20 protein-coding genes and 1 rRNA gene are annotated in these 19,533 nt (G+C 48.5%); 11 read left to right on the top strand and 10 right to left on the bottom strand.

The window, feature by feature from the left end; translation table 11 throughout:
* Nucleotides 1–54: 54 nt before the first annotated feature.
* Nucleotides 55–1,959 carry an Lnb N-terminal periplasmic domain-containing protein gene (locus J7439_RS21250; protein ID WP_209203998.1) on the top strand — a complete coding sequence of 635 codons (1,905 nt, stop codon included), beginning with the start codon at nucleotides 55–57 and terminating at the stop codon, nucleotides 1,957–1,959.
* Between the two features lie 157 nt (nucleotides 1,960–2,116).
* On the opposite strand, the gene ugpC is transcribed toward J7439_RS21250, so the two are convergent.
* The 4 genes from ugpC to J7439_RS21230 form a co-directional block, all read right to left on the bottom strand.
* A complete protein-coding gene (gene ugpC, locus J7439_RS21245) occupies nucleotides 2,117–3,217 on the bottom strand; it encodes a sn-glycerol-3-phosphate ABC transporter ATP-binding protein UgpC (protein ID WP_209203997.1) in 1,101 nt (366 codons plus the stop codon).
* Nucleotides 3,218–3,229: 12 nt separating this feature from the next.
* Entirely contained in the window at nucleotides 3,230–4,078 is an 849-nt protein-coding gene (ugpE, locus tag J7439_RS21240) for a sn-glycerol-3-phosphate ABC transporter permease UgpE (RefSeq protein WP_209203996.1), read from the bottom strand.
* The gene (locus tag J7439_RS21235; protein WP_353623094.1) at nucleotides 4,078–4,956 is read right to left on the bottom strand and encodes an ABC transporter permease subunit; all 879 of its coding nucleotides are present in this window, start codon (nucleotides 4,954–4,956) and stop codon (nucleotides 4,078–4,080) included. Before J7439_RS21235 ends, ugpE begins: the two co-directional genes overlap by 1 nt.
* 90 nt (nucleotides 4,957–5,046) lie before the next feature.
* Nucleotides 5,047–6,351 carry an extracellular solute-binding protein gene (locus J7439_RS21230; protein WP_209203995.1) on the bottom strand — a complete coding sequence of 435 codons (1,305 nt, stop codon included), beginning with the start codon at nucleotides 6,349–6,351 and terminating at the stop codon, nucleotides 5,047–5,049.
* 315 nt (nucleotides 6,352–6,666) lie between these two features.
* Between J7439_RS21230 and J7439_RS21225 the strand changes: the two genes are divergently transcribed.
* The gene (locus J7439_RS21225) at nucleotides 6,667–7,539 is read left to right on the top strand and encodes a tetratricopeptide repeat protein (RefSeq protein WP_209203994.1); all 873 of its coding nucleotides are present in this window, start codon (nucleotides 6,667–6,669) and stop codon (nucleotides 7,537–7,539) included.
* Between the two features lie 78 nt (nucleotides 7,540–7,617).
* Here J7439_RS21225 and J7439_RS21220 read toward each other — a convergent pair whose 3' ends face one another.
* Nucleotides 7,618–8,553: a LysR family transcriptional regulator gene (locus tag J7439_RS21220; RefSeq protein ID WP_209203993.1), complete on the bottom strand. Its 936-nt coding sequence runs from the start codon at nucleotides 8,551–8,553 to the stop codon at nucleotides 7,618–7,620.
* Nucleotides 8,554–8,645: 92 nt separating this feature from the next.
* On the opposite strand from J7439_RS21220, the gene J7439_RS21215 reads away from it, so the two are divergent.
* From J7439_RS21215 to J7439_RS21185, 7 genes are all read left to right on the top strand, one after another.
* Nucleotides 8,646–9,857, top strand: a complete 1,212-nt coding sequence (locus J7439_RS21215) for an acyl-CoA dehydrogenase family protein (RefSeq protein WP_209204012.1) — start codon at nucleotides 8,646–8,648, stop codon at nucleotides 9,855–9,857.
* A gap of 28 nt (nucleotides 9,858–9,885) precedes the next feature.
* Nucleotides 9,886–10,707, top strand: a complete 822-nt coding sequence (locus J7439_RS21210; RefSeq protein WP_209203992.1) for an SDR family oxidoreductase — start codon at nucleotides 9,886–9,888, stop codon at nucleotides 10,705–10,707.
* Nucleotides 10,704–11,780: a phosphotransferase family protein gene (locus J7439_RS21205; protein ID WP_209203991.1), complete on the top strand. Its 1,077-nt coding sequence runs from the start codon at nucleotides 10,704–10,706 to the stop codon at nucleotides 11,778–11,780. The genes J7439_RS21210 and J7439_RS21205 overlap by 4 nt, the downstream gene beginning before the upstream one ends.
* A gap of 18 nt (nucleotides 11,781–11,798) precedes the next feature.
* Nucleotides 11,799–12,512, top strand: a complete 714-nt coding sequence (locus J7439_RS21200) for a histidine phosphatase family protein (protein WP_209203990.1) — start codon at nucleotides 11,799–11,801, stop codon at nucleotides 12,510–12,512.
* A 20-nt stretch (nucleotides 12,513–12,532) separates the two neighbouring features.
* On the top strand, nucleotides 12,533–13,315 hold the full coding sequence (locus tag J7439_RS21195) for an SDR family oxidoreductase (RefSeq protein ID WP_209203989.1): 783 nt from the start codon (nucleotides 12,533–12,535) through the stop codon (nucleotides 13,313–13,315).
* Between the two features lie 145 nt (nucleotides 13,316–13,460).
* Nucleotides 13,461–13,931: a NanQ anomerase/TabA/YiaL family protein gene (locus tag J7439_RS21190; RefSeq protein WP_209203988.1), complete on the top strand. Its 471-nt coding sequence runs from the start codon at nucleotides 13,461–13,463 to the stop codon at nucleotides 13,929–13,931.
* 2 nt (nucleotides 13,932–13,933) lie between these two features.
* Nucleotides 13,934–14,299 (top strand): hypothetical protein, encoded by a 366-nt coding sequence (locus J7439_RS21185; protein WP_209203987.1) that lies wholly within the window; start codon nucleotides 13,934–13,936, stop codon nucleotides 14,297–14,299.
* Nucleotides 14,300–14,389: 90 nt separating this feature from the next.
* Here J7439_RS21185 and J7439_RS21180 read toward each other — a convergent pair whose 3' ends face one another.
* From J7439_RS21180 to J7439_RS21165, 4 genes are all read right to left on the bottom strand, one after another.
* A complete protein-coding gene (locus J7439_RS21180) occupies nucleotides 14,390–15,037 on the bottom strand; it encodes a hypothetical protein (RefSeq protein ID WP_209203986.1) in 648 nt (215 codons plus the stop codon).
* 233 nt (nucleotides 15,038–15,270) lie between these two features.
* Nucleotides 15,271–15,963, bottom strand: a complete 693-nt coding sequence (locus J7439_RS21175; RefSeq protein WP_209203985.1) for an SDR family oxidoreductase — start codon at nucleotides 15,961–15,963, stop codon at nucleotides 15,271–15,273.
* Between the two features lie 114 nt (nucleotides 15,964–16,077).
* Nucleotides 16,078–16,779: an IclR family transcriptional regulator gene (locus tag J7439_RS21170; protein WP_209203984.1), complete on the bottom strand. Its 702-nt coding sequence runs from the start codon at nucleotides 16,777–16,779 to the stop codon at nucleotides 16,078–16,080.
* Between the two features lie 138 nt (nucleotides 16,780–16,917).
* Nucleotides 16,918–17,880, bottom strand: coding sequence for a sulfotransferase domain-containing protein (locus J7439_RS21165; RefSeq protein ID WP_209203983.1), 963 nt, complete (start codon nucleotides 17,878–17,880; stop codon nucleotides 16,918–16,920).
* Between the two features lie 307 nt (nucleotides 17,881–18,187).
* Between J7439_RS21165 and tenA the strand changes: the two genes are divergently transcribed.
* Complete coding sequence (gene tenA, locus J7439_RS21160; RefSeq protein ID WP_353623095.1) at nucleotides 18,188–18,883, top strand: thiaminase II; 696 nt, start codon at nucleotides 18,188–18,190, stop codon at nucleotides 18,881–18,883.
* 68 nt (nucleotides 18,884–18,951) lie between these two features.
* Nucleotides 18,952–19,278: a hypothetical protein gene (locus J7439_RS21155; protein WP_209203981.1), complete on the top strand. Its 327-nt coding sequence runs from the start codon at nucleotides 18,952–18,954 to the stop codon at nucleotides 19,276–19,278.
* A gap of 168 nt (nucleotides 19,279–19,446) precedes the next feature.
* On the opposite strand, the gene rrf is transcribed toward J7439_RS21155, so the two are convergent.
* Nucleotides 19,447–19,533, bottom strand: a 5S ribosomal RNA gene (gene rrf / locus J7439_RS21150); the annotation flags it as partial.

Raw genomic sequence — 19,533 nt, 5'->3', positions numbered from 1 at the left:
TGTCTGGAGACAGCGCCAGTCCATATCTCAGTCAAACCATAAGACCTGTAAGCAGTGACTAAACCTATTCTCTCTTTTTGCCTGTTGCTTTTATCGCTGTCATCTTTTGCTGTTGTGCCTGAAACCTACTCTGTTAATCCTGATACCCATCTTACTACCATCCAAAAGCTATCAAAAACCGATACATGGAAAAAATTGCTGGTTTATGAGCCATCCGGCTTATTGGGTACAGAAGTTGAAAGTGCAATTCAGACCAAAGAATTCTTTCTGGCTCCCGATGGTCGAACCAACCCGGAAGCTGAACTACTGGCAACACTACATGCATTCTCACAGCCAGTGGGCAGTGACCCTGACTCTCATGCACAATGTCGTTTTCCTGCAAGGTATCAGTGGCTCAAGTCGGAACTTGGTTTAACAGATGAGTCAGTGACGCCTATCCACTGCCCTGAATTTTCTGAATGGTCCGAGTACGGTGATGCAAAATCATTAAGCATTATTTTTGCCTCGGGATACCTGGGTAACCCGGCATCTTATTATGGCCACACCCTGCTGAAGCTGAACTCAAAAGACAAGGACCGTACTCAGCTATTGGATACCAGTGTCAATTTTGGAGCCATTGTAGAAGATGGTGAAGATCCGGTCAGTTACATTTTCAAGGGCTTGTTTGGCGGATATAAAGGAGGCTTTAGCCATGCTGAATACTATTTTCATAATCAGAATTACGGGGAGCTGGAACTGCGTGACCTCTGGGAGTATGAACTGGATTTAACACCTGAACAGGTCGATTTTGTCCTCGCCCATACATGGGAAGTCATGGGTAAGGAATACCAATACTTTTTCCTGAATAAAAATTGCTCATTTCGTCTTGGGGAATTGCTTGAGATTATCGACGGTGTGAAAGCCAACCCCGATAATGATTTTTGGGTGATACCACAATCTCAAATTCTGGAATTGGACAAAGCCACATTAAACGGCAAACCCCTGGTAAAAGCGATTACTTTTCAGCCATCAAGGCAGTTCCGTCTCTATAGTCGTTTTCGCACGCTTCAGGACCGACATAAAAGCATGGTTGCACAAGCCATTGCCAACCCGCACATACTCGATACGGATATTTTCCAGTCAGAACGCATGGACGACAGGTTTTCAATACTGGATACCCTGCTTGATTATTATCAGTTCCTTGGTCAGACCGCTTCAGAGGACGATAAACACGCCATTGAGCTGGCCTATCACAATGTATTGGCACACCGCTACACTCTTCCTCCCGGTGGCAGTAATCCCACCTATGAAAAGCCTGTTTCGCCCGATGAAGGGCGCGAGCCAAGCCTTATTCAACTTGGGCTACGTTACGATGACGAGCTTGGCGGTGGTATGACGGTGAATATTCGTCCTGCCTATTATGACAGTCTGGATGGAGGGGCAGAACATGCTGAGTTTGGTGAGCTGATTATGGGCCAGGTTGAACTGTCCATGTTTGACGGCAAAGTCATTGTGGATGGTGTGGACTTTGTCAGTATTCAGAGCCTCGCAACAGAAGCGACCGGGCTTCCCGGTGATGGGTACGATGCGTGGAGACTGAAAGCGGGTTTACAGCCTGCCCGACCCGACTGCTCAGAAACCTGCCTGACACTTCAGCTAGAGGGCGACAGGGGATACACGGCAATGGCTACCGATCACCTGGCCCTCTCCGGATTTGTTGGTGCCGCCGTTAGAGACAACAAACAAGGAGCCGGAAATCTGGCAGGCCGCATCACTGTCAATGCCGTAGCCAGCATCTCTGAACGGATAAATGCGCTTTTTGAATATCAGCATAAGAAGCAAATTGATGGCTCCGGATCAGATCTCAACAGTTTCCGCTTTGATACCCGATATCAGATTAGCAAAAACCGGGAGTTAAGGTTTTCCTATGAACATGACGAAAGTGATGAAGTTACCGTGCTTTTCGGACATTACTGGTAGTAACAGCTAACGGAAAGAGCGGGCTCAAGATAACCGCTGCCGATATTCAGCACTTCGCCTTTCTTCGTTTGTAAGGCAGGTAAATGGCGTATTCCTTTATAAATAGCGGTTTTTATATCATCCCTGCTGAGGATAAAAAACCGCATCATCAATAGCATTAAATCACTGCTTCGCTAATGGCCTCACGATAACAGTCTACATTGCGCAGACCTGTGTCAGCATCAAACCAGTGCCAATGATCCCGGTTGATTTCCAGTGGCAACTCATGCCCTTCATCAATCTGGGCAGATTTATCAAGGCGTACACTCAGCCTCTCGTTAGAGCCTTTTACAACACCGACCGCCAGTAACTCAGAGCCTAACCGCTCAACAAGTTCCACAGACAGTATCAGGTCCGCATCCTCTTTTGAGCACAGACGTAAATCTTCAGCACGGATGCCCAAAATAGCCGAGTCACCATCGAGTTTGCCCGACAGTGTGGCAATTTGGCTATGTCCCAATGCAATTCCGTCAGCTAACTGAGTTGCTTTCAACAAATTAATCGAGGGAGAGCCAAGAAAGCCGGCGACAAAAAGCGACGACGGATTACTATAGAGTTCGTCCGGTGTACCAATCTGTTCGGGCATGCCATTGTTCATAACAATCAATCGGTCGGCTAACGTCATGGCTTCGATCTGATCATGGGTCACATAGATGGCAGTTGTTTTAAGCCGACGCTGCAACTTCTTGATCTCAAGTCGCATCTGGCCTCTCAGCCTTGCATCCAGATTGGATAAAGGTTCATCAAAGAGAAAGACCTCAGGCTTACGCACAATTGCACGCCCCATGGCCACACGCTGACGTTGTCCACCTGAGAGCTGGCCTGGTTTCCGATCCAGCAGTTGAGAAAGCTCAAGCGTTTTTGCAGCCTCTTTCACCCGCTTTTCAATCTCAGCCTTGGCCAGCTTTCGATTTTTCAGGCCGTATGCCATGTTGTCAAACACCGTCATATGTGGGTAGAGCGCATAGTTCTGAAACACCATGGCAATATCCCTGTACGCCGGCTCCCTGTCATTCACCCGCTGATCTTTTATCCACAAGTCGCCACTGGTGATGGATTCCAGGCCAGCAATCATTCGCAGAAGCGTTGATTTACCACAACCGGACGGGCCAACGACAACCACCAGCTCGCCGTCAGCAATATCGATGCTGATGTTTTTTACGGCTTCAACACCATTGGCATAGGTCTTTCCAAGGCCGTCTATTACCACTCGAGACATATTGATATCCTGTTATTTTTCGGTTTCCACCAACCCCTTGATGAACATTCGCTGGAAGATCACCACAACCAGCACCGGGGGAATTGTCGCCAGAATGGTTAAGCCAAAGGCGATATTAAACTGAGGTAAGTCACCACCTTCGTTGATGGTTTGAAACATCTGTCGTATGCCAATTACAACCGTGTAGTAGTCAGTATCTGTTGTCATCAGTAATGGCCAGAGATACTGGTTCCAACCAACCACAAACATGATGATGAAAATTGCAGCCAGCATGGTGGACGACAAAGGCAGAAGAATATCGATAAAGAACCGTACCGGCCCGGCACCATCCATACGGGCAGCTTCCATTAATTCACCTGGTACTGAGCGATAGAACTGCCGGAAGAAAAAAGTGCCCGTCGCTGATGCGATCAAGGGAATAATCAATCCGGCATAGCTATTGAGCAGCTCCAGCTGGGCGACCACTTCATAGGAAGGAATAATCCTGACCTCCAGAGGTAGCAGCAGTGTTGCAAAAATCATCCAGAACAACGGTGTTGCCAGGGGAAACCGAAAATAAACCAGGGCATAGGCAGCAATGGTCGAGATAATGATCTTGCCAATAGCAAAGCCCAGACCCAGCACAAGACTGTTCCACAACATACGCCAGGCGGGTGTTGATAAATCATCATTACCGCCAAGAATGGCCTTGTACGTTTCCCATCCAAACCCTCCGGGAAAAAATTGCAGCCCTTCCTTAAACAATGTCTCCGGCGTATGGGTGGATGACATGAGCGCAATCCATAAAGGCAACACCATAATCAAGGTGCCCATGATTAAAATACCGTGACGTATGACGGTGCGAGTCCATGGTTTACTCATCAGTAATGCACCTTTTTATCAACATAACGGAACTGGATAATCGTCAGGCAGATGACAAACAGCATCAGAATAACCGACTGCGCGGCGCTACCTCCCAAATCAGCTCCAAGAAAACCATCCTGATAAATCTTGTACACCAACGTCGTAGTTGAGCCTGCGGGGCCACCACGGGTGGTCAGATCGATCACACCAAAGGTTTCGAAGAAGGCATAAGTCGTATTAATAACCAACAGGAAGAATGTGGTAGGTGCCAGAAGTGGAAAGGTAACTGTCCAGAATCGTTTAATAGAGCCCGGGCAATCAATTCTTGCAGCTTCCTGAACAGAAGCAGGTATCCCCTGCAAACCGGATAAGAAGAAAATAAAGTTGATGCTTAACTGCTTCCATACAGAAATCAAAACGACAACGAAGATCGCATCACTTCCATCCCGGGTATGGTTAAAGTCAAAGCCCAGTGCGTTGATACCATTGTAAAGATCCCCCATCAAAGGGCTGAACAATAAACTGCCAACCAGGCCAGCCGCTGGAGGCGCGATGGCATAGGCCCACATCAGAAAGGTTTTATAAACCCCGGCACCGGTCAACACTTCATTCACCTGAACCGCCAGTAGTAATGCCAGTGATAGAGAAAAAAAAGTAACCAGCGCTGAAAAAAACAGGGTAAACAACACCGTGCTGACATACTCCGGATCTTCCAGAACATCAGTAAAATTTCGCAACCCGACAAATTCGCTGGAAAGCCCGAAAGCATCTTCCATATATAACGACTGCTGAATGGCCTGGCCAGATGGCCAGAGGAAAAACACCAGGATGATGAGTACCTGGGGCAATATCAAGAAATACGGCAGTGCACTGTGTTGAAACTGATTTTTCTGCACAACAATTTATAACCCGCTATAACCCGAAAAATATTACCAGAAGCACCACAGCCCCTTAGTAACTGTGGTAATAAATGAACAATTAACCACTTAGTTATAAGTGTCGTTAAAGCGGGACAGCAGTTTGTTGGATTCACGCTCAATAGAATTGAAGGCGTCATCGACACTGACCTTTCCGGAGAGAATCTTTTCATAATTCTTGTAGAGGCTTTCACGAATCTGAACGTAGTAGCCCAGACGATAGCCTTTGGTCCACTCGCCACCATCAAGACTCAACTGCAGAATACCAATCTCAGCATCCGGTGCTTCCTGGTAATAGCCACTCTCTTTGGCCAGTGTATAGGCATCGTTGGTGATGGCTACATAGCCAGTTTCTTTGTGCCATAACAACTGAGTCTCAGCCTGTGTCAGGAACTTGTAGAATTCAGCAATGCCCTTGTATTCATCAGCATTGTGCCCGGTAAAACTGAACAGTGCAGCACCACCAATAAAGGTGCTTTTGGGCTCTTCGATCAGGCTGCTCCAGTAGGGCAGATAGGTTGTGCCAAATTCAAAGTCAGCCGTCTTTTGCAAGTTTCCGAAAGAACCGGATGAGCCCAGCCACATTGCCACCTGACCTTTGGTAAAGGCATCCTGATTGTCGCCCCAGGCTCTGCCGTAATAGCCATAGTAGCCGTTATCCATCCACTCTTTGACTTTGCCCCAGTGCATTTTCAGGGCATCGTTGTTATAGAGAATTTTTACATCAGTGCTGTCGTAACCGTTGTTGCCAGTTGCCATGGGCAGGTTATGGCGGGAATGGAAGTTCTCGGAAAAGATCCATGGGCTGTGAGACTGAGCCAATGCCAGATAACCAGCGGCTTTCAGTTTGGGCGCTGCCTGCTCAAACTCTTCCCAGGTTTTGGGTGGAGTTACACCGGCTTTGGCAAGGGCTTCTTTGTTGAAATAAAGAAGAGGTGTGGAACTGTTGAAGGGCATTCCGATCATTTTGCCAGCAGAGTCTGCATAAAAGTGTCGAACACCTGGGATATAATCGTTGCTATCAAAGGCAATGCCATTATCTTCCAGCAGATCCTGCACTGGATAGACGGCACCCTTCGCATTGATAATGGTTGCAGCACCGGCATCAAAAACCTGAATGATATGTGGCGCTTTTCTTGCTCTGAAAGCTGCAATACCGGCAGTCATCGTGTCTTCATAACCGCCTTTGTTTACCGCTTTCAGCCTGTATTCATCCTGACTCTGGTTAAAGCGGTCTACTAATATTTCAACCACTTCACCATTTCTTCCACCCATGGCATGCCACAGGGTTAATTCGGTTGCACCCTGTGCAATTGATGCAGCAAAAGAGGAGACACTCAAGCCAGCAAACACGATCAATTTTCTGATGTTCATTTATAACAATCCATTTCTGATTTTATTAATCAACAGAACACATCCTAAGAATTCAAAATGACAGTTTTGTTAAAATCTGAAATTCGACTCTCAGGTTTCTAATGCACGGTTGTTTGATATTCGGGTAAACAATACTTGAGTCAGACAGTTGGCATCATTCTCGTATTTCAGGGCAATGATAAGCAGTGAGATCTGCTCAGATTTGACTGAATAATCAGGTTGAAACTTCAACTCATTGACCCGTTTTCCTGAGTCGGGATAAGGTAGAGCTTTAACGCAGTTATTATCAGACGATGGCTAATCCAGGGAGGGTTAATGCCTCACAAACTTATCCTCAAGCTGTTGCTTGCCTGCTTTGTATTGCTGACCTTCTCTTCAGTTAAGGCTCAAACCCCAGCTGAGATTGATGAGCCCCTCTATAAGCCGTTCATTGAGCGCTATATTCTTGATGAACTCAAGAATCTCCGTCAGGATCAGCAGTTCATGCGGGCTGAACTGATCAATAAAGTTGCTGAGGCCCGGCTGGATGCCTCAGATCGGGCGGTACGTTATACAACGGATACCGTTAACAATATCTTCTTCATCATTACTGGCGCGGCTTCGATTCTGGTTTTGCTTGGGTGGCGTTCATTGCGAGAGGTTCGTGAAACCATTAAGGCACAGGTCGAAAGCCAGGTTTCTCAGATGACACTGGAATATGAAAAAAGGCTGAATGAGCTTGAGACGAAGCTGGTCGTTCGTTCGGAGCAGATTATTTCTGCCCAGGAAAAGATATCGCAAACCAATCAGGTTCATTCATTATGGATGCGTGCTGGGCTTGAGACGAACCTCCATGAGCAGATCAACATCTATGACCAGATTTTGGAAATCAAACCGGATGATGTTGAGGCACTGACCTATAAGGCTGACTCGTTGCTGGATCTTGGTGAGGCCCGGTGGGCGCTATCACTGACCAATCAGGCGATTGAACATGATCACGAATATGCGCTTGCCTACTGGCAAAGGGCCTGTGCTGAAGCGGCACTTGGGCAACATGATGAGGCGGTACGGGATCTTGAAACCGCCATACTGCAATCTCCCGCGTTAAAGGATGAAGTCGTCAGTGAGACCGCTTTTGAGGTTCTGCATGGCCATCTGTCGTTTAAGAAGTTGTTACAGCCAGATATGTCGGAGGTAGAAATGAGTTAGTTCTCTTTCAGAAACTCAACCTGCTGTAAACTTGCTTGGTTTTTTGCATAATGTTGGCTGAAGAGCCAAAAATCTGCTTCAGGCCTTAGTGCTGATTGCATAGCAGTCTGAAGCTTTAAAAGAGCCTTCATTTAATAGCCCTCTGAGCCATCGCAGTGAGGGCGATGCACTTCTGATGGAGTACCAGTAAAGATAGGCACTGACCGATGGCAGTTCATAGGGCAGTGGAAGAATTTGCAGTCCCATATCCTGAGACAATTGTTGAGCGTAATCCTGCGGCAGGGTGAGCAATAAGTCTGAGCAGGAAGCCACCTGACAGCCTACCTGGTAATCCCTCAAACGAAGGGCAATTGAGCGTCGTTTTTCCAGGCTGGCCAATTGCTGATCTTCATAACCAGGTCCTTCCCGGCGGGATGACACCAGAATATGTTTTTCATTCAAATATTCATCCATGGTCAGCTGTGTTGTTATACGGCTGTGATTTTTTCGGGCAACGACAACCATCGGTGTTTTCTGCAGTAAGGTATATTCGATTTGGCTGCCCACCGGCAGAAGCACGTCAATGGCAAGGTCGATATTGCCTGCTCTTAGCTCCTTTTCCACATGGTGACGATCAAGTTTCACACTATGGATCGAAATGTCAGGAGCCTGTTGCTGTATAGCCATCATTAATGGCGGCAGCACAACAGTTTCCATTGCCTTATGAATGGCCAAAGTAAATGACAACTTACTGGTGACCGGGACAAAGTCATCTCTCGGTGCCAGCACACGCTCCAGGTCGCCAAGGACGGTGCGCAATTCCGGTAAAATTTCCCGGGTATATAAAGAAGGTTGAAGGCCCCGACCCTCACGGATAAACAGTGGATCGTCCAACTGTTCTCGAAGCCGGTTTAAGGCGTGGCTGACTGCGGGTTGGGTAAGGTTGAGTCGTCCTGCGGCACCGGTAATTGAGCCGGCAACGGCAATGGCTTCGAGCACTCTCAGAAGATTAAGATCAAGTCTTGATATATGCATAATATTTATAGTTATTCATCAAAACTATTCATTTGATCGAGATTATCTTCTACAGCAGCATAGAGGGCAATAACAATAACAGCGAGGCCTTCATGGATTTTTCCCATTCCGCCAAAGCGCAGGATTTTCTCAAGCGCACTCAGGCATTCATGAACGACAAAGTACTGCCAGCAGAAGAAGCTTATCATCAGGCACTGTCCACCTCCGCAGACCACTCTGAATGGCAGCAACCGGAAATCGTTGAAGAGTTAAAAAGACAGGCTCGCAGTGCAGGGCTCTGGAATATGTTTCTGCCCTGTGATGAATGGGGCGCAGGACTTACCAATACTGAGTATGCACCTATTGCCGAGGCCACTGGCTGGAGCTTGATGGCACCGGAGATCTTTAACTGTAATGCGCCGGATACCGGCAATGCCGAAGTGCTCTGGAAATACGGCAGTGAGGAGCAAAAAGAGCAATGGCTTAAACCGTTGCTGGCCGGGGAAATTCGTTCTGCGTTCTGTATGACCGAACCAGAGGTTGCCTCCAGTGATGCAACCAATATGGGTGCCACCTGTGTCGTTGAGGGTGATGAGATAGTATTGAATGGTCGTAAGTGGTGGAGCAGTGGTATTGGCCATCCTAACTGCAAGTTCGTTATCTTTATGGGCATTTCCAACCCTGATGCCGATCGACATCACCGTCATGCTATGGTGCTGGTGCCTTTGGCTACGCCCGGTATCAAAATCGAGCGCATGTTAAGTGTTATGGGTGACTACGATGCACCATTTGGTCATGGTGAAGTGTCGTTTACTGATGTACGGTTACCTTTGTCTGCCTTTATTGGTGGCCCGGGCCGGGGGTTTGAAATTGCCCAGGGGCGTCTGGGGCCTGGTCGTATCCATCATTGCATGCGTTTGATTGGCTCTGCAGAAAAAGCACTCAAACTGTTGTGTGAGCGGGGTCTGAGCCGCAAGGCGTTTGGAAAGCCTTTGGTGAAGTTAAATGGCAATCCTGATGTGATTGCCAATGCCCGCATCGGTATTGAACAGGCCCGGTTGCTAACTCTGAAAGCGGCATGGCTCATGGATACAAAAGGCATTATGGGCGCAATGAGCGAAGTTTCCCAGATCAAGGTGGTGGCCCCCAACGTTGCCCAGCAGGTGGTTGATGCGGCTATTCAGATGCACGGTGGTGGTGGTCTTTCCGATGATTTCCCGTTAACCCGTATGCTGGCAATGGCAAGGGTGCTGCGTTTGGCGGATGGGCCAGATGAAGTGCATCGTGGGTTGATTGCCAAGTTTGAACTGATGAAGTATCGATAACACGAAAAATAATAAATAGGATCAAGGCATGTCGTCTATAAAAACAATAATTGTGACCGGCGGTGCCAGCGGCCTTGGCCGTGCAACTTGTGAGCGCTTTGCCCGTGCAGGTTATTCGGTTTGTGTCGCTGATATCAATCAGGAGCCAGGCAATAAAACTGTCGAAGCCCTGAAAGCCCTGGGTGCCGATGCCTATTTCACCCGCTGTGATGTCACCAGTGATCAGGATGTAGAAGCCATGATTGCCAGCGCCGTGCAGCGCTGGGGCAATATCGGTGTGCTGGTTAATAATGCCGGTGTGGCAGCCGGTGGTCGTATCGAAACGTCCTCCATGGAAGATTGGCAGTGGATCCTGGACATTAACCTGCTGGGTGTTGCCAGAGGTTGTAAGACCATTACGCCACTGTTTAAGCAGCAGCGCTCCGGCCATATTGTCAATATTGCTTCGCTTGCCGGTTTGGTGAATGCACCGATGATGTCCAGCTATAACGCCACCAAAAGTGCAGTGGTGGGCCTGTCAGAAACCATCAGGATCGAGTTGGAACCTTTTGGTATTCATACGTCAGTGGTTTGCCCGGGATTTTTTCAGACCAATCTTGCTGAGTCTTTTCGATCCGGTGATGCTGAAATGAAAAAGGTGGTGGATAAGCTACTGGCCAGTTCCAACATCACCGCTGAAGATGTGGCCAATGATATCTTCAATGCGGTTCAGAATAAGACATTTTATGTCTTGCCCCATCGCGAGGGGCGCACACTGTGGCGCATCAAGCGTTACCTGCCATCGCTGTTCAAAACACTGGTGAGCAAAGGGTATAAGAAGAATTTAAAAAAACAGGGCGTGAAACTATGACCACTGAAAGTGCAGGATTTGTTGATCAGCCGGGAACGGTTCGATCCGGAGAGGAGCTGGATAGGGTGGCACTGGATGCCTATCTGAATAGGATGTTTCCTGATATTGCCGGTGACCTTAAGGTTGAGCAATACCCCGGCGGTGCTTCCAATCTGACTTACCTGGTTTCCAAAGGCGAGAAAGAATGGATTCTCAGACGCCCGCCTTTTGGTGTAAAAGCGGCTTCTGCCCACGATATGAGTCGTGAATATCGTGTAATGTCTGCTTTGCAGGATCATTACCCGGTACCCAAAATGGTGGCCTTTTGTGAAGAGCAGAGTGTTCTGGGGTGTGATTTCTATTTGATGGAGCGCCTGAATGGCATTATTCCACGCAATAACCTGCCAAAAGGGATGGCACTATCGGAGCAGGAAGGTCGACAGTTGTGCATCAATGTTCTGCAAAAGTTCAGTGAATTGCACAACATCGATATTGAAAAAGCCGGTTTGACCAGTCTGGGTAAAGGTTCCGGATACGTGCAACGTCAGATCGACGGCTGGAGTGGCCGTTATCGTAAGGCGATCACCGACAATGTACCCGACTTTGAACAAGTGATGAGCTGGCTCGACAGTAAGCAACCTGAAGATGCTGGCACCTGTCTGATTCACAATGATTTCCGGTTCGACAATGTGGTCTTGAACCCGGACAACCCAACTGAAGTTATTGGTGTGCTGGACTGGGAGATGTGCACACTGGGTGACCCATTGATGGATCTGGGTAATAGCCTTGCCTACTGGATCGAAGCGGATGATGAACCACAAATGCAAATGTTCCGCCGTCAACCAACGAATATTGCGGGTATGCTGACGCGCAAACAAGTGGTCGATTGGTACTGTGAGCAGAATACTATTGAACTGAAGACGTTTGATTTCTACGAAGTTTACGGCTTATTCCGGCTGGCAGTGATTATGCAGCAGATATACTACCGCTTTCATCATGGCCAGACCAGGGATCAACGTTTTGCCATGTTTCCTATGGCGATAGCTTATCTGGAGCAACGCTGCCTGCGGTTGATCAGCCAGTCATCACTCTAGCCCCGGATAAAAAGAACAATGGCTACCATTTATTTGACTCGACACGGTCAGGCATCATTTGGGCAGCACGACTATGACTGTCTTTCCCCGCTGGGTGAACGTCAGGCTGTTATTACTGGCGAGTGGTTGGCACAAACACTGGGCAAGTCATTTCAATTGTCAGGCTCCGGCACCTTGCTGCGACAACAGCAGACGCTGGCTGGTATCCATAAAGGGATGTCGAAAAGCGGGTACCGTTCGTTGTGCGCGGATATCACCTTTCCCGGGCTGGATGAGCTGGATTCCGGTGACTTGATGCTGGCGGCGAACCCCGATTTTACCGATCAGGCACAAATGGACCTGGCTTTTGCCCGGGCGGCTAACCCTAAGCAGGCTTTTTTTGATGCCTATCGTGCGGCACTGTTTCGCTGGATGTCTGGTGATTATGACAATGAATACCAGGAGTCCTGGAATACCTTTAAATCCCGGACGATAGAGGTACTTCATCAGTCGACCCGTCAGATTGCACCAAATGATTCCGCTGTGCTGGTCAGCTCAGGTGGTGTGATCTCCGTGATTATACTGCAACTGTTGCACTGTCCGGATACTGAGATGTTTCGTATTAACCGACAGATTCACAATACATCCATTACAGCTATCTCTGAGCGCAACGGTAAACTGAGCCTGCATGGTTTCAACAATTATTCACACCTTGAAGTAAAAGGTGAAAAAGCGTTGCTCACCCGCATATAAAAACAATAAAGAGACTTCTTATGACAACCAACGAACCCCAAAAAGATCTGTTCAACCTGCAAGGAAAAATTGCATTGGTGACTGGTGCCAGTCGAGGCATTGGTGAAGCTATTGCCAGACTGCTGGCAGAACAGTGTGCCCATGTGATTGTTTCCAGCCGTAAGTTGGATAGCAGTGAAGCCGTTTGTAGCAGTATTCGTGACAGCGGCGGCTCTGCCGAAGCTATCCCCTGTCATATCGGCGATATGGATCAGATCACCTCCCTGTTTGATACGATCAAGGCAAAACATGGTGAGCTGGATATTCTGGTGAATAATGCAGCGGCCAACCCTTACTTCGGTCATATTCTTGATACTGATCTGGCGGCCTTTCAAAAGACAGTAGACGTTAATATTCGTGGCTACTTCTTTATGTGCGCAGAGGCTGGAAAAATCATGCGCAAAAATGGCGGTGGTAATATTGTTAACGTTGCTTCTGTCAATGGTGTTGTGCCCGGGCATATGCAGGGTATTTACTCGGTTACCAAAGCAGCGGTTATCTCCATGACCAAAGCCTTTGCCAAAGAGTGTGCCGGGCTGAATATCCGGGTAAATGCCTTATTACCGGGTTTGACTGAAACAAAGTTTGCCTCAGCACTGACGGGCAATCCGGCAATTCTGAAACAGGCATTGACGCATATTCCCATGAATCGCAGCGCCGCACCTGAAGAAATGGCGGGAACTGTTCTTTACCTGGTGTCTGACGCTTCCAGTTATACAACGGGTGCCTGCATAAATGTGGATGGCGGATATTTAACCGTTTAAATCTGCTTTTTTCTCTCTGGCAGGATAGTTACCTCTGAAGCTGGTTCAACTTCTAACAGAACCAGTTTGAGCTGCTTCTCTTTCCTGGGCAGGCACTTTATGATTAGCCTTTCTAACGCTGCCTGTGTAGTAAAAGAGGTATAAAGTGTTTAAAGGCAACCTGTCTGAGCTGAGTAACTATCAGCACCTGCCGGCTAAGCTGTTGAATGTCATCGAGCATGTGAAACAGCGCACTTATGATTCTGTCAAAAATGGTCATTACCCTATCGAAGGCGATAAAGTCTTTTTCTTTGTCGTTGATGACAATACCCAACTACTCAGTGACCGACGCTCTGAATGTCATCGTAAATACGTTGACGTACAAATCCTGCTTGCCGGTGAAGAGCGTTACGGTTACAGCCTGCAGCCATTCCAAAGTATTGCTGAAGACCTGCTCGACGCCAAAGATATCGCCTTTAGTGAAGATATTATTGAAGAGCAATTTACCGACCTGAACGAACAGGATTTTATCATCTTCAATGTGGCTCAACCGCACCGTCCATTGGTCGCTATCAATGAGCCAATGCCAGTGCGCAAAGCAATTATTAAAGTGGCCAACGATTGGCTGGAGGCGTAACCGTGAATACACTAAGTTGGAATGACAGCAATATTCCCCACCACATTACCCTGGAAAATAAAGGTCAACATACGCGTATCGAAATGCGTATTGTCAAAGACATTGAGCCAGAAGTGATTCATTTAAGCGTTGACTGGCCACTGGAAATACTGGCTGAAGCCTGGCAGGGTGCGGCAATGCCAGTATCAGAAGCTTATGATGATGGCAATCTTTACTCACAGGTTCGAGTGCTATTTAACCTGGAAAATGGCTGTGTGATCTGGCTGGTAAACCATATAAAAATGCCTTCTGGTGAGAAAATGTCGGCCGACCGTCTGGCATGGGTTTCGGCGATGCATGGCAAAGATGGCAAACTGATTGCGATCTGATCAATCAGGCGGTAAGTGCATAAAACCGGGCCAGGTGCCCGGTTTTGTGTTTTTGAACGACGGAAGCTAAACGATAAGAAAGCCATCGATTTATTCCCCGGCAAGTTGAGCAATTAAATATTGGATACACAGTGCAGGGCTGGTCAGCACTTTATGCTGCAATGCTTCAGATAAACGCTTGACCGCTGGTGCCATCGAAGCCTGCGCCAATACAATAGAGTCGTCCTCACGGCAATGTTGCTCGATATAGTCAGCAATCGTCTGCTGATAACGCTCTGAACAACCATCAAGATAGTGTTGCCAGGCATCGTCAATCACCCGCACCTTAGCCAGTTGCTGAATGTCTGCCTGATACTCCGCCAGCAAATTCATGGTTGGCTCAATCGTCGTTTTTAGGGCCGCAAGCACAGTAATTCCATTTGCCTGGCTGGCCGCCAATGCCATAGGTCTATCGACGCGTATCACCTGTGCACTCCCGGTTTTTGAACTTTCCGCCAGGTGACCGATACTCGAACAGGTACAGATAATCCACTCCGCCCCCTGTTCTTCAAGATTCAGTATGTGCTGTTCGACCTGTTTTGCCAGGGTATCATCCAGGCCAACGCTGCTGGCGTACTGCAATAACTCTGGGGCATTACGGTGGATAACATCAGCGATCTCAGTTAACGGGCTCTCTTGAATGCAGGCATCAAATAAGGTTTGATTGGCTGTTAAAGTATGTAAAAACGCAACTTTCACGTTTCGGGGGCTCCTTTAAAAACTGCGATAACCGGGCGAAGGGTTGAATAAAACTAACGCAAAAGACACGGAAAGTAGAGAGGCAACAGGCTTTCCCTGTCAAAGGTTCCTGATCAATGAAAAGGCCGACAATAACTGTCGGCCTTTTCAGGTCTCCCGTCGTGAAAGCTATCAACTCAGCAGTGTTAGCTTAAGCCACCAATACAGGGAATGGTGCCAGGTTGTGGGGCAGATCACCACTCGACGCTGGAACCATCGAATACACGAAAGCTGCCGGACTCTTCCAGGGTCAGGTTTTCAGTGACTTTGATAATACCGGCAACGCTCTGCTCTGCGGGGAACGTGGCATCCTTACCGCCCATATCGGTTTGTACCCAACCCGGATGAATGGCCAGGGTTTTCACCTGCTTGTTGCGCAGGTTTTGTGCCGCCGATACCAGAATCTGGTTCAAGGCTGCTTTTGATGCGCGGTAACTGTACATATTGCCGGAGCTATTATCCCCCAGACTGGCAACCCGGGTAGAGATACCGACGATGGTCTTATGTTCACTGGCCGCCACATTGTCCTGCAGTGCCTGAATAAGCAGTGCCGGAGCAACGGTGTTGATGGTGAGCACTTCCAGCCATTTCGCCTGGGTCATCTCACCCAGTGTTGCGCAGTCTGACCCCAGTACACCGGCATTGAGGATAAGGTGATCGATAGCCTGACCATTCAGGCTGGTAGCCAGGGCATTGATGTCTGCCTCTTGGGTCACATCCAGCGGTAATACCTGGACAGTGGCGTGTGCAGTTGCCAGTTCATTCAGTGCACTTGCTGACTGTGGTGAACGACAAGTTGCCAATACCTGCCAGCCTTTCGACGCATACTGACGGACAAACTCCAAGCCCAGACCACGGTTGGCACCGGTAATCAAAACAACAGACATAAGCAGTTCCTGAGATTAAATGAAACCATTAAGTGTATGCGCTGATAAGGACAAAAAGGTGGAAGTTGCCAAGAAAGTGCACAAGATTCGACATTATCAAATTAAGTGCCTCTACTATTTAGTGGTCAGAAACTGGAGGGCAAAATGCATCAGGCGAGCCCTGGTTAACTCCCCGGCACCGCCGCTGATCCCGGCAACGGCAACAAACTCCCCGTTCAGGTAGAGGGGGATGGCGAGACAGTTTAATCCGGCCTGTGCCTCTTCCAGATCCAGGGCATAGTTATGTTGTGATACCCACTGGAGCTCCTTTTCCAGCGCCCTGGAGACTTGTCCCAGCAGGCGCAAACGACGCAGTAATTCATGGTCAAACGCGAGAAACACCTTGCCGATAGCCGATGTGGTCAAACCTTCACGTTTGCCACGAGGGCTGCGAATGGTGAGTGAATGGTCGCCTTCAACCGCATCAAGGTAGAGATATTCCTGGGCACCGCTGGGCACGGCCAGATAGGCGGTGTTATCTGTGAGCTGTGCCATTTTCATCAGCAAGGCACTGAAATGCCGTCGAATGGCTTCGTCTTTTTGCTCCAGTGGTCTGGACAACTCACGAAGTCTCAGCCCCAGGGAATAACCTTGTTTGCTGCGCAAGACATACCCCAGCTCGCTCATGGTCGCCAGCAGGCCATGAACCGTGGTCTTGTTCAGCTCAACCGCCTCACTGACCTGCTGCAGAGTTAATGGCCCGGGATGCCGGGACAGCACCTCAAGAATGGCGAAACTTCGCTCAACCGACTGAATTCGTTTTGGCTCTTTGTACATCAGAGTTTCCTGATCATTTTTCAGGCATTGTCCATCGGTGACGTGGAAGGATAAAGATGGTCAGCAGTGAACTTCTTACGGGGGAATACGACAAGGTGGGGCATAATCCGCCACCTGTTCAGGCTTTGAAAACAATCCTTACATTTGTTGAAAACGCATCAGTGAGCCGCCTGCTTTTTGGTTGTGCTCGTTAATCTCATGGGCTGTCAGTCTTTTCCATGCTTTCGTCGTTAACATGTCTGGTGGTAAGGTCAGGTAGGGGCTTTCTTCATTACCTGCCTGTACCCCGGTAACATGGTGATTGGTAAATGTCCCCCACTCTTTGACGACATGCTTATAAAGCCGGGTATCAAACTGATTGCGCCCGATTAAAATGGACTTAAGGTGTTCTGGTGGAGATTTTTCATCGTAGAGCTTATTGCCGGTCACCTGAAAGCGGGCAGAAGCAACTTTTTCCTCACCGTACAGACGAGCAACCACTGACGTCACTGAGTCGACAGCTTCTGTCGGTGCTACCAGTAGAAATTCGTCGTTTATTCTTCTGATGGCTGCACAATAAGTGTCTTCTGTGCATTCACCATCCATATGATCTTTCCCGGCGATCAGCCGGGTTTGTAAATTATCAATCATGGTGGAACCGGCATAAGTTTCAACATCCTCTTTGGCAAGGTAACCCCGTTGATAATCAAAATTAATGGAGGACACGGCTCTTGCTACCGGCTCCCGAACTAATGAGATATATCGTCCCTGTAAACCACCTTCCTCTATCAGGCCTGTGGGCATATGGCCACTGATAAATCGGGGTGAATGTTGTGCTTTAAGGTTTTCAAGCGCTTCCGGAGAGGGATAACCGCCCATTCCACCAGGCTTGAAAAGATTGGGGGAAACACCCTCTTGCCGCATAACGGAGCAGCGATGATTAAATACGCTGCCTGAATCAGCACTGATGGCTTTCATCAGACAGGCAATGTTGGTCCCCCCGGTTTTCGGCGTATGGATAAAAACGATATCCTCTTGCCCTGCTTGTCGTATTTTGTCGGAGACATTCACGGGGTTAAGCAGGGTAATCGTTGATGAAGCGTAAGACATGTTGGTTTGCATTATTCATTCACCTCGTGTGGCAAGACGCTGCAACACTGCAAAAATTGGCGGTGTGGCCCTGAAGCACCGGGAAGGTAAGCGGCTGAACAGCGGATTTCAGATCATCTGGTTAGTTTGATCGTATTCACTGCAAAAATGTTCCTTAACTTTTTCAGGCTGATACCCTGTTTCATCAAACCTTTGCCTCAGCCCTGATCGATTGAGTGTTGCCAGTCAGAGTCACCACCACGGTTAAGGTTATAAATGTGCAACCGGGCAACGGTGAGTTATGATGCTGGTCAATAATAATGATGCCCGGAGTCCGGCCATGATCTCAGATACCTTTTTCCTTAACGATGAAAACACCCTTTACGGGCGCATGAAAGCAGCCTGCCAGGAGGACTGGCATAACTACTGCCATCACCCGTTTGTCAGGGGGATGGCCGACGGATCGCTGCCAATTGCCTCTTTTCGCCACTACCTTCAGCAGGATTATCTGTTCCTGATTCACTTTGCCAGGGCTTACTCACTGGCAGTTTACAAGTCGGATAACCTGGAAGATATGCGTTCTGCATCGGAGTCCGTCAGCGGTATCCTGGGCGAAATGACGCTGCATCTGGCCTATTGTCGGGAATGGGGGCTGACAGAGAAGGATGTGGTCAGCCTGCCGGAAGCCCGGGCCAATATGGCATACACCCGTTATGTGCTGGAGCGGGGAATGGCCGGTGATATTCTTGATCTTTACACGGCGTTATCGCCCTGTGCGGTGGGTTATGCGGAAATCGGGTATCGTTTAAAGAACGACCCGGATACGCTCAAAGAGGGCAACCCTTATTGGGCCTGGATAGAAACTTACGGGGGTGATGAATTTCTTGGTGGTGCCAGAAAGCAGGTCGAGCAGCTGGAGCAGCTGGCCAGGTCCCGTTATAACGCCGCCCGAATGGATGCTCTCTGCCAGACTTTCCGGGAAGCGACCCGCCTGGAAATCGGCTTCTGGCAGATGGGTATAGACTGCTCATTTTAACGTCCGTTGGCAGTTCGCCATTCTCTGCTATCCTGAGGTCTCGAACAACAACTCATAAAGGCAAACTTGTGAATCTTGAATCAAGAGTTGAGAAACTGGAGATGAAGCAGGAAGCACTGGATCACGCTTTTCGAGACTTGGTGAAAGTTGTCAGTGCAACCCATGAAGTGGTTGCCCTTGTTCTCAAAGAGCAGCAGGATACCCGCAGAGAACTGAATGAGTTCAAGGGAGAGGTCAATGCTCAGTTCAGACAGATCAATCAACGTTTTGATCAGCAGGACAAACGCTTTGACCAGCAGGACAAACGCTTTGACCAGCAAGATAAACGTTTCGACAAGATTGAAGAAATTCTGATACAGATTATTGGTCGACTTCCCGATCAGCCTGCTATTTAAATCTGATCTTGCTTCCGGAGTTTTGAGGGTGTCGCTAAAGCCCTCACCACCAAGTCATTCAGTGATCACTACGAGTGCTGGAAAAGCACCGATAGCGCTTACGCGCCATATCCGGTGCATATAGAGAAAAAGCCCAGTTGATTGCTCAACTGGGCTTTTCTGTTGGGTGCCTGGCGATGACCTACTCTCACATGGGGAGACCCCACACTACCATCGGCGATCGGTCATTTCACTGCTGAGTTCGGGATGGGATCA

Source organism: Salinisphaera sp. G21_0 (assembly GCF_017744115.1).
Taxonomy (GTDB): Bacteria; Pseudomonadota; Gammaproteobacteria; order Pseudomonadales; family Endozoicomonadaceae; genus Endozoicomonas.
Note: the sequence above shows the minus strand (reverse complement) of the source record. Positions and strands in the feature narration are given on the sequence as shown.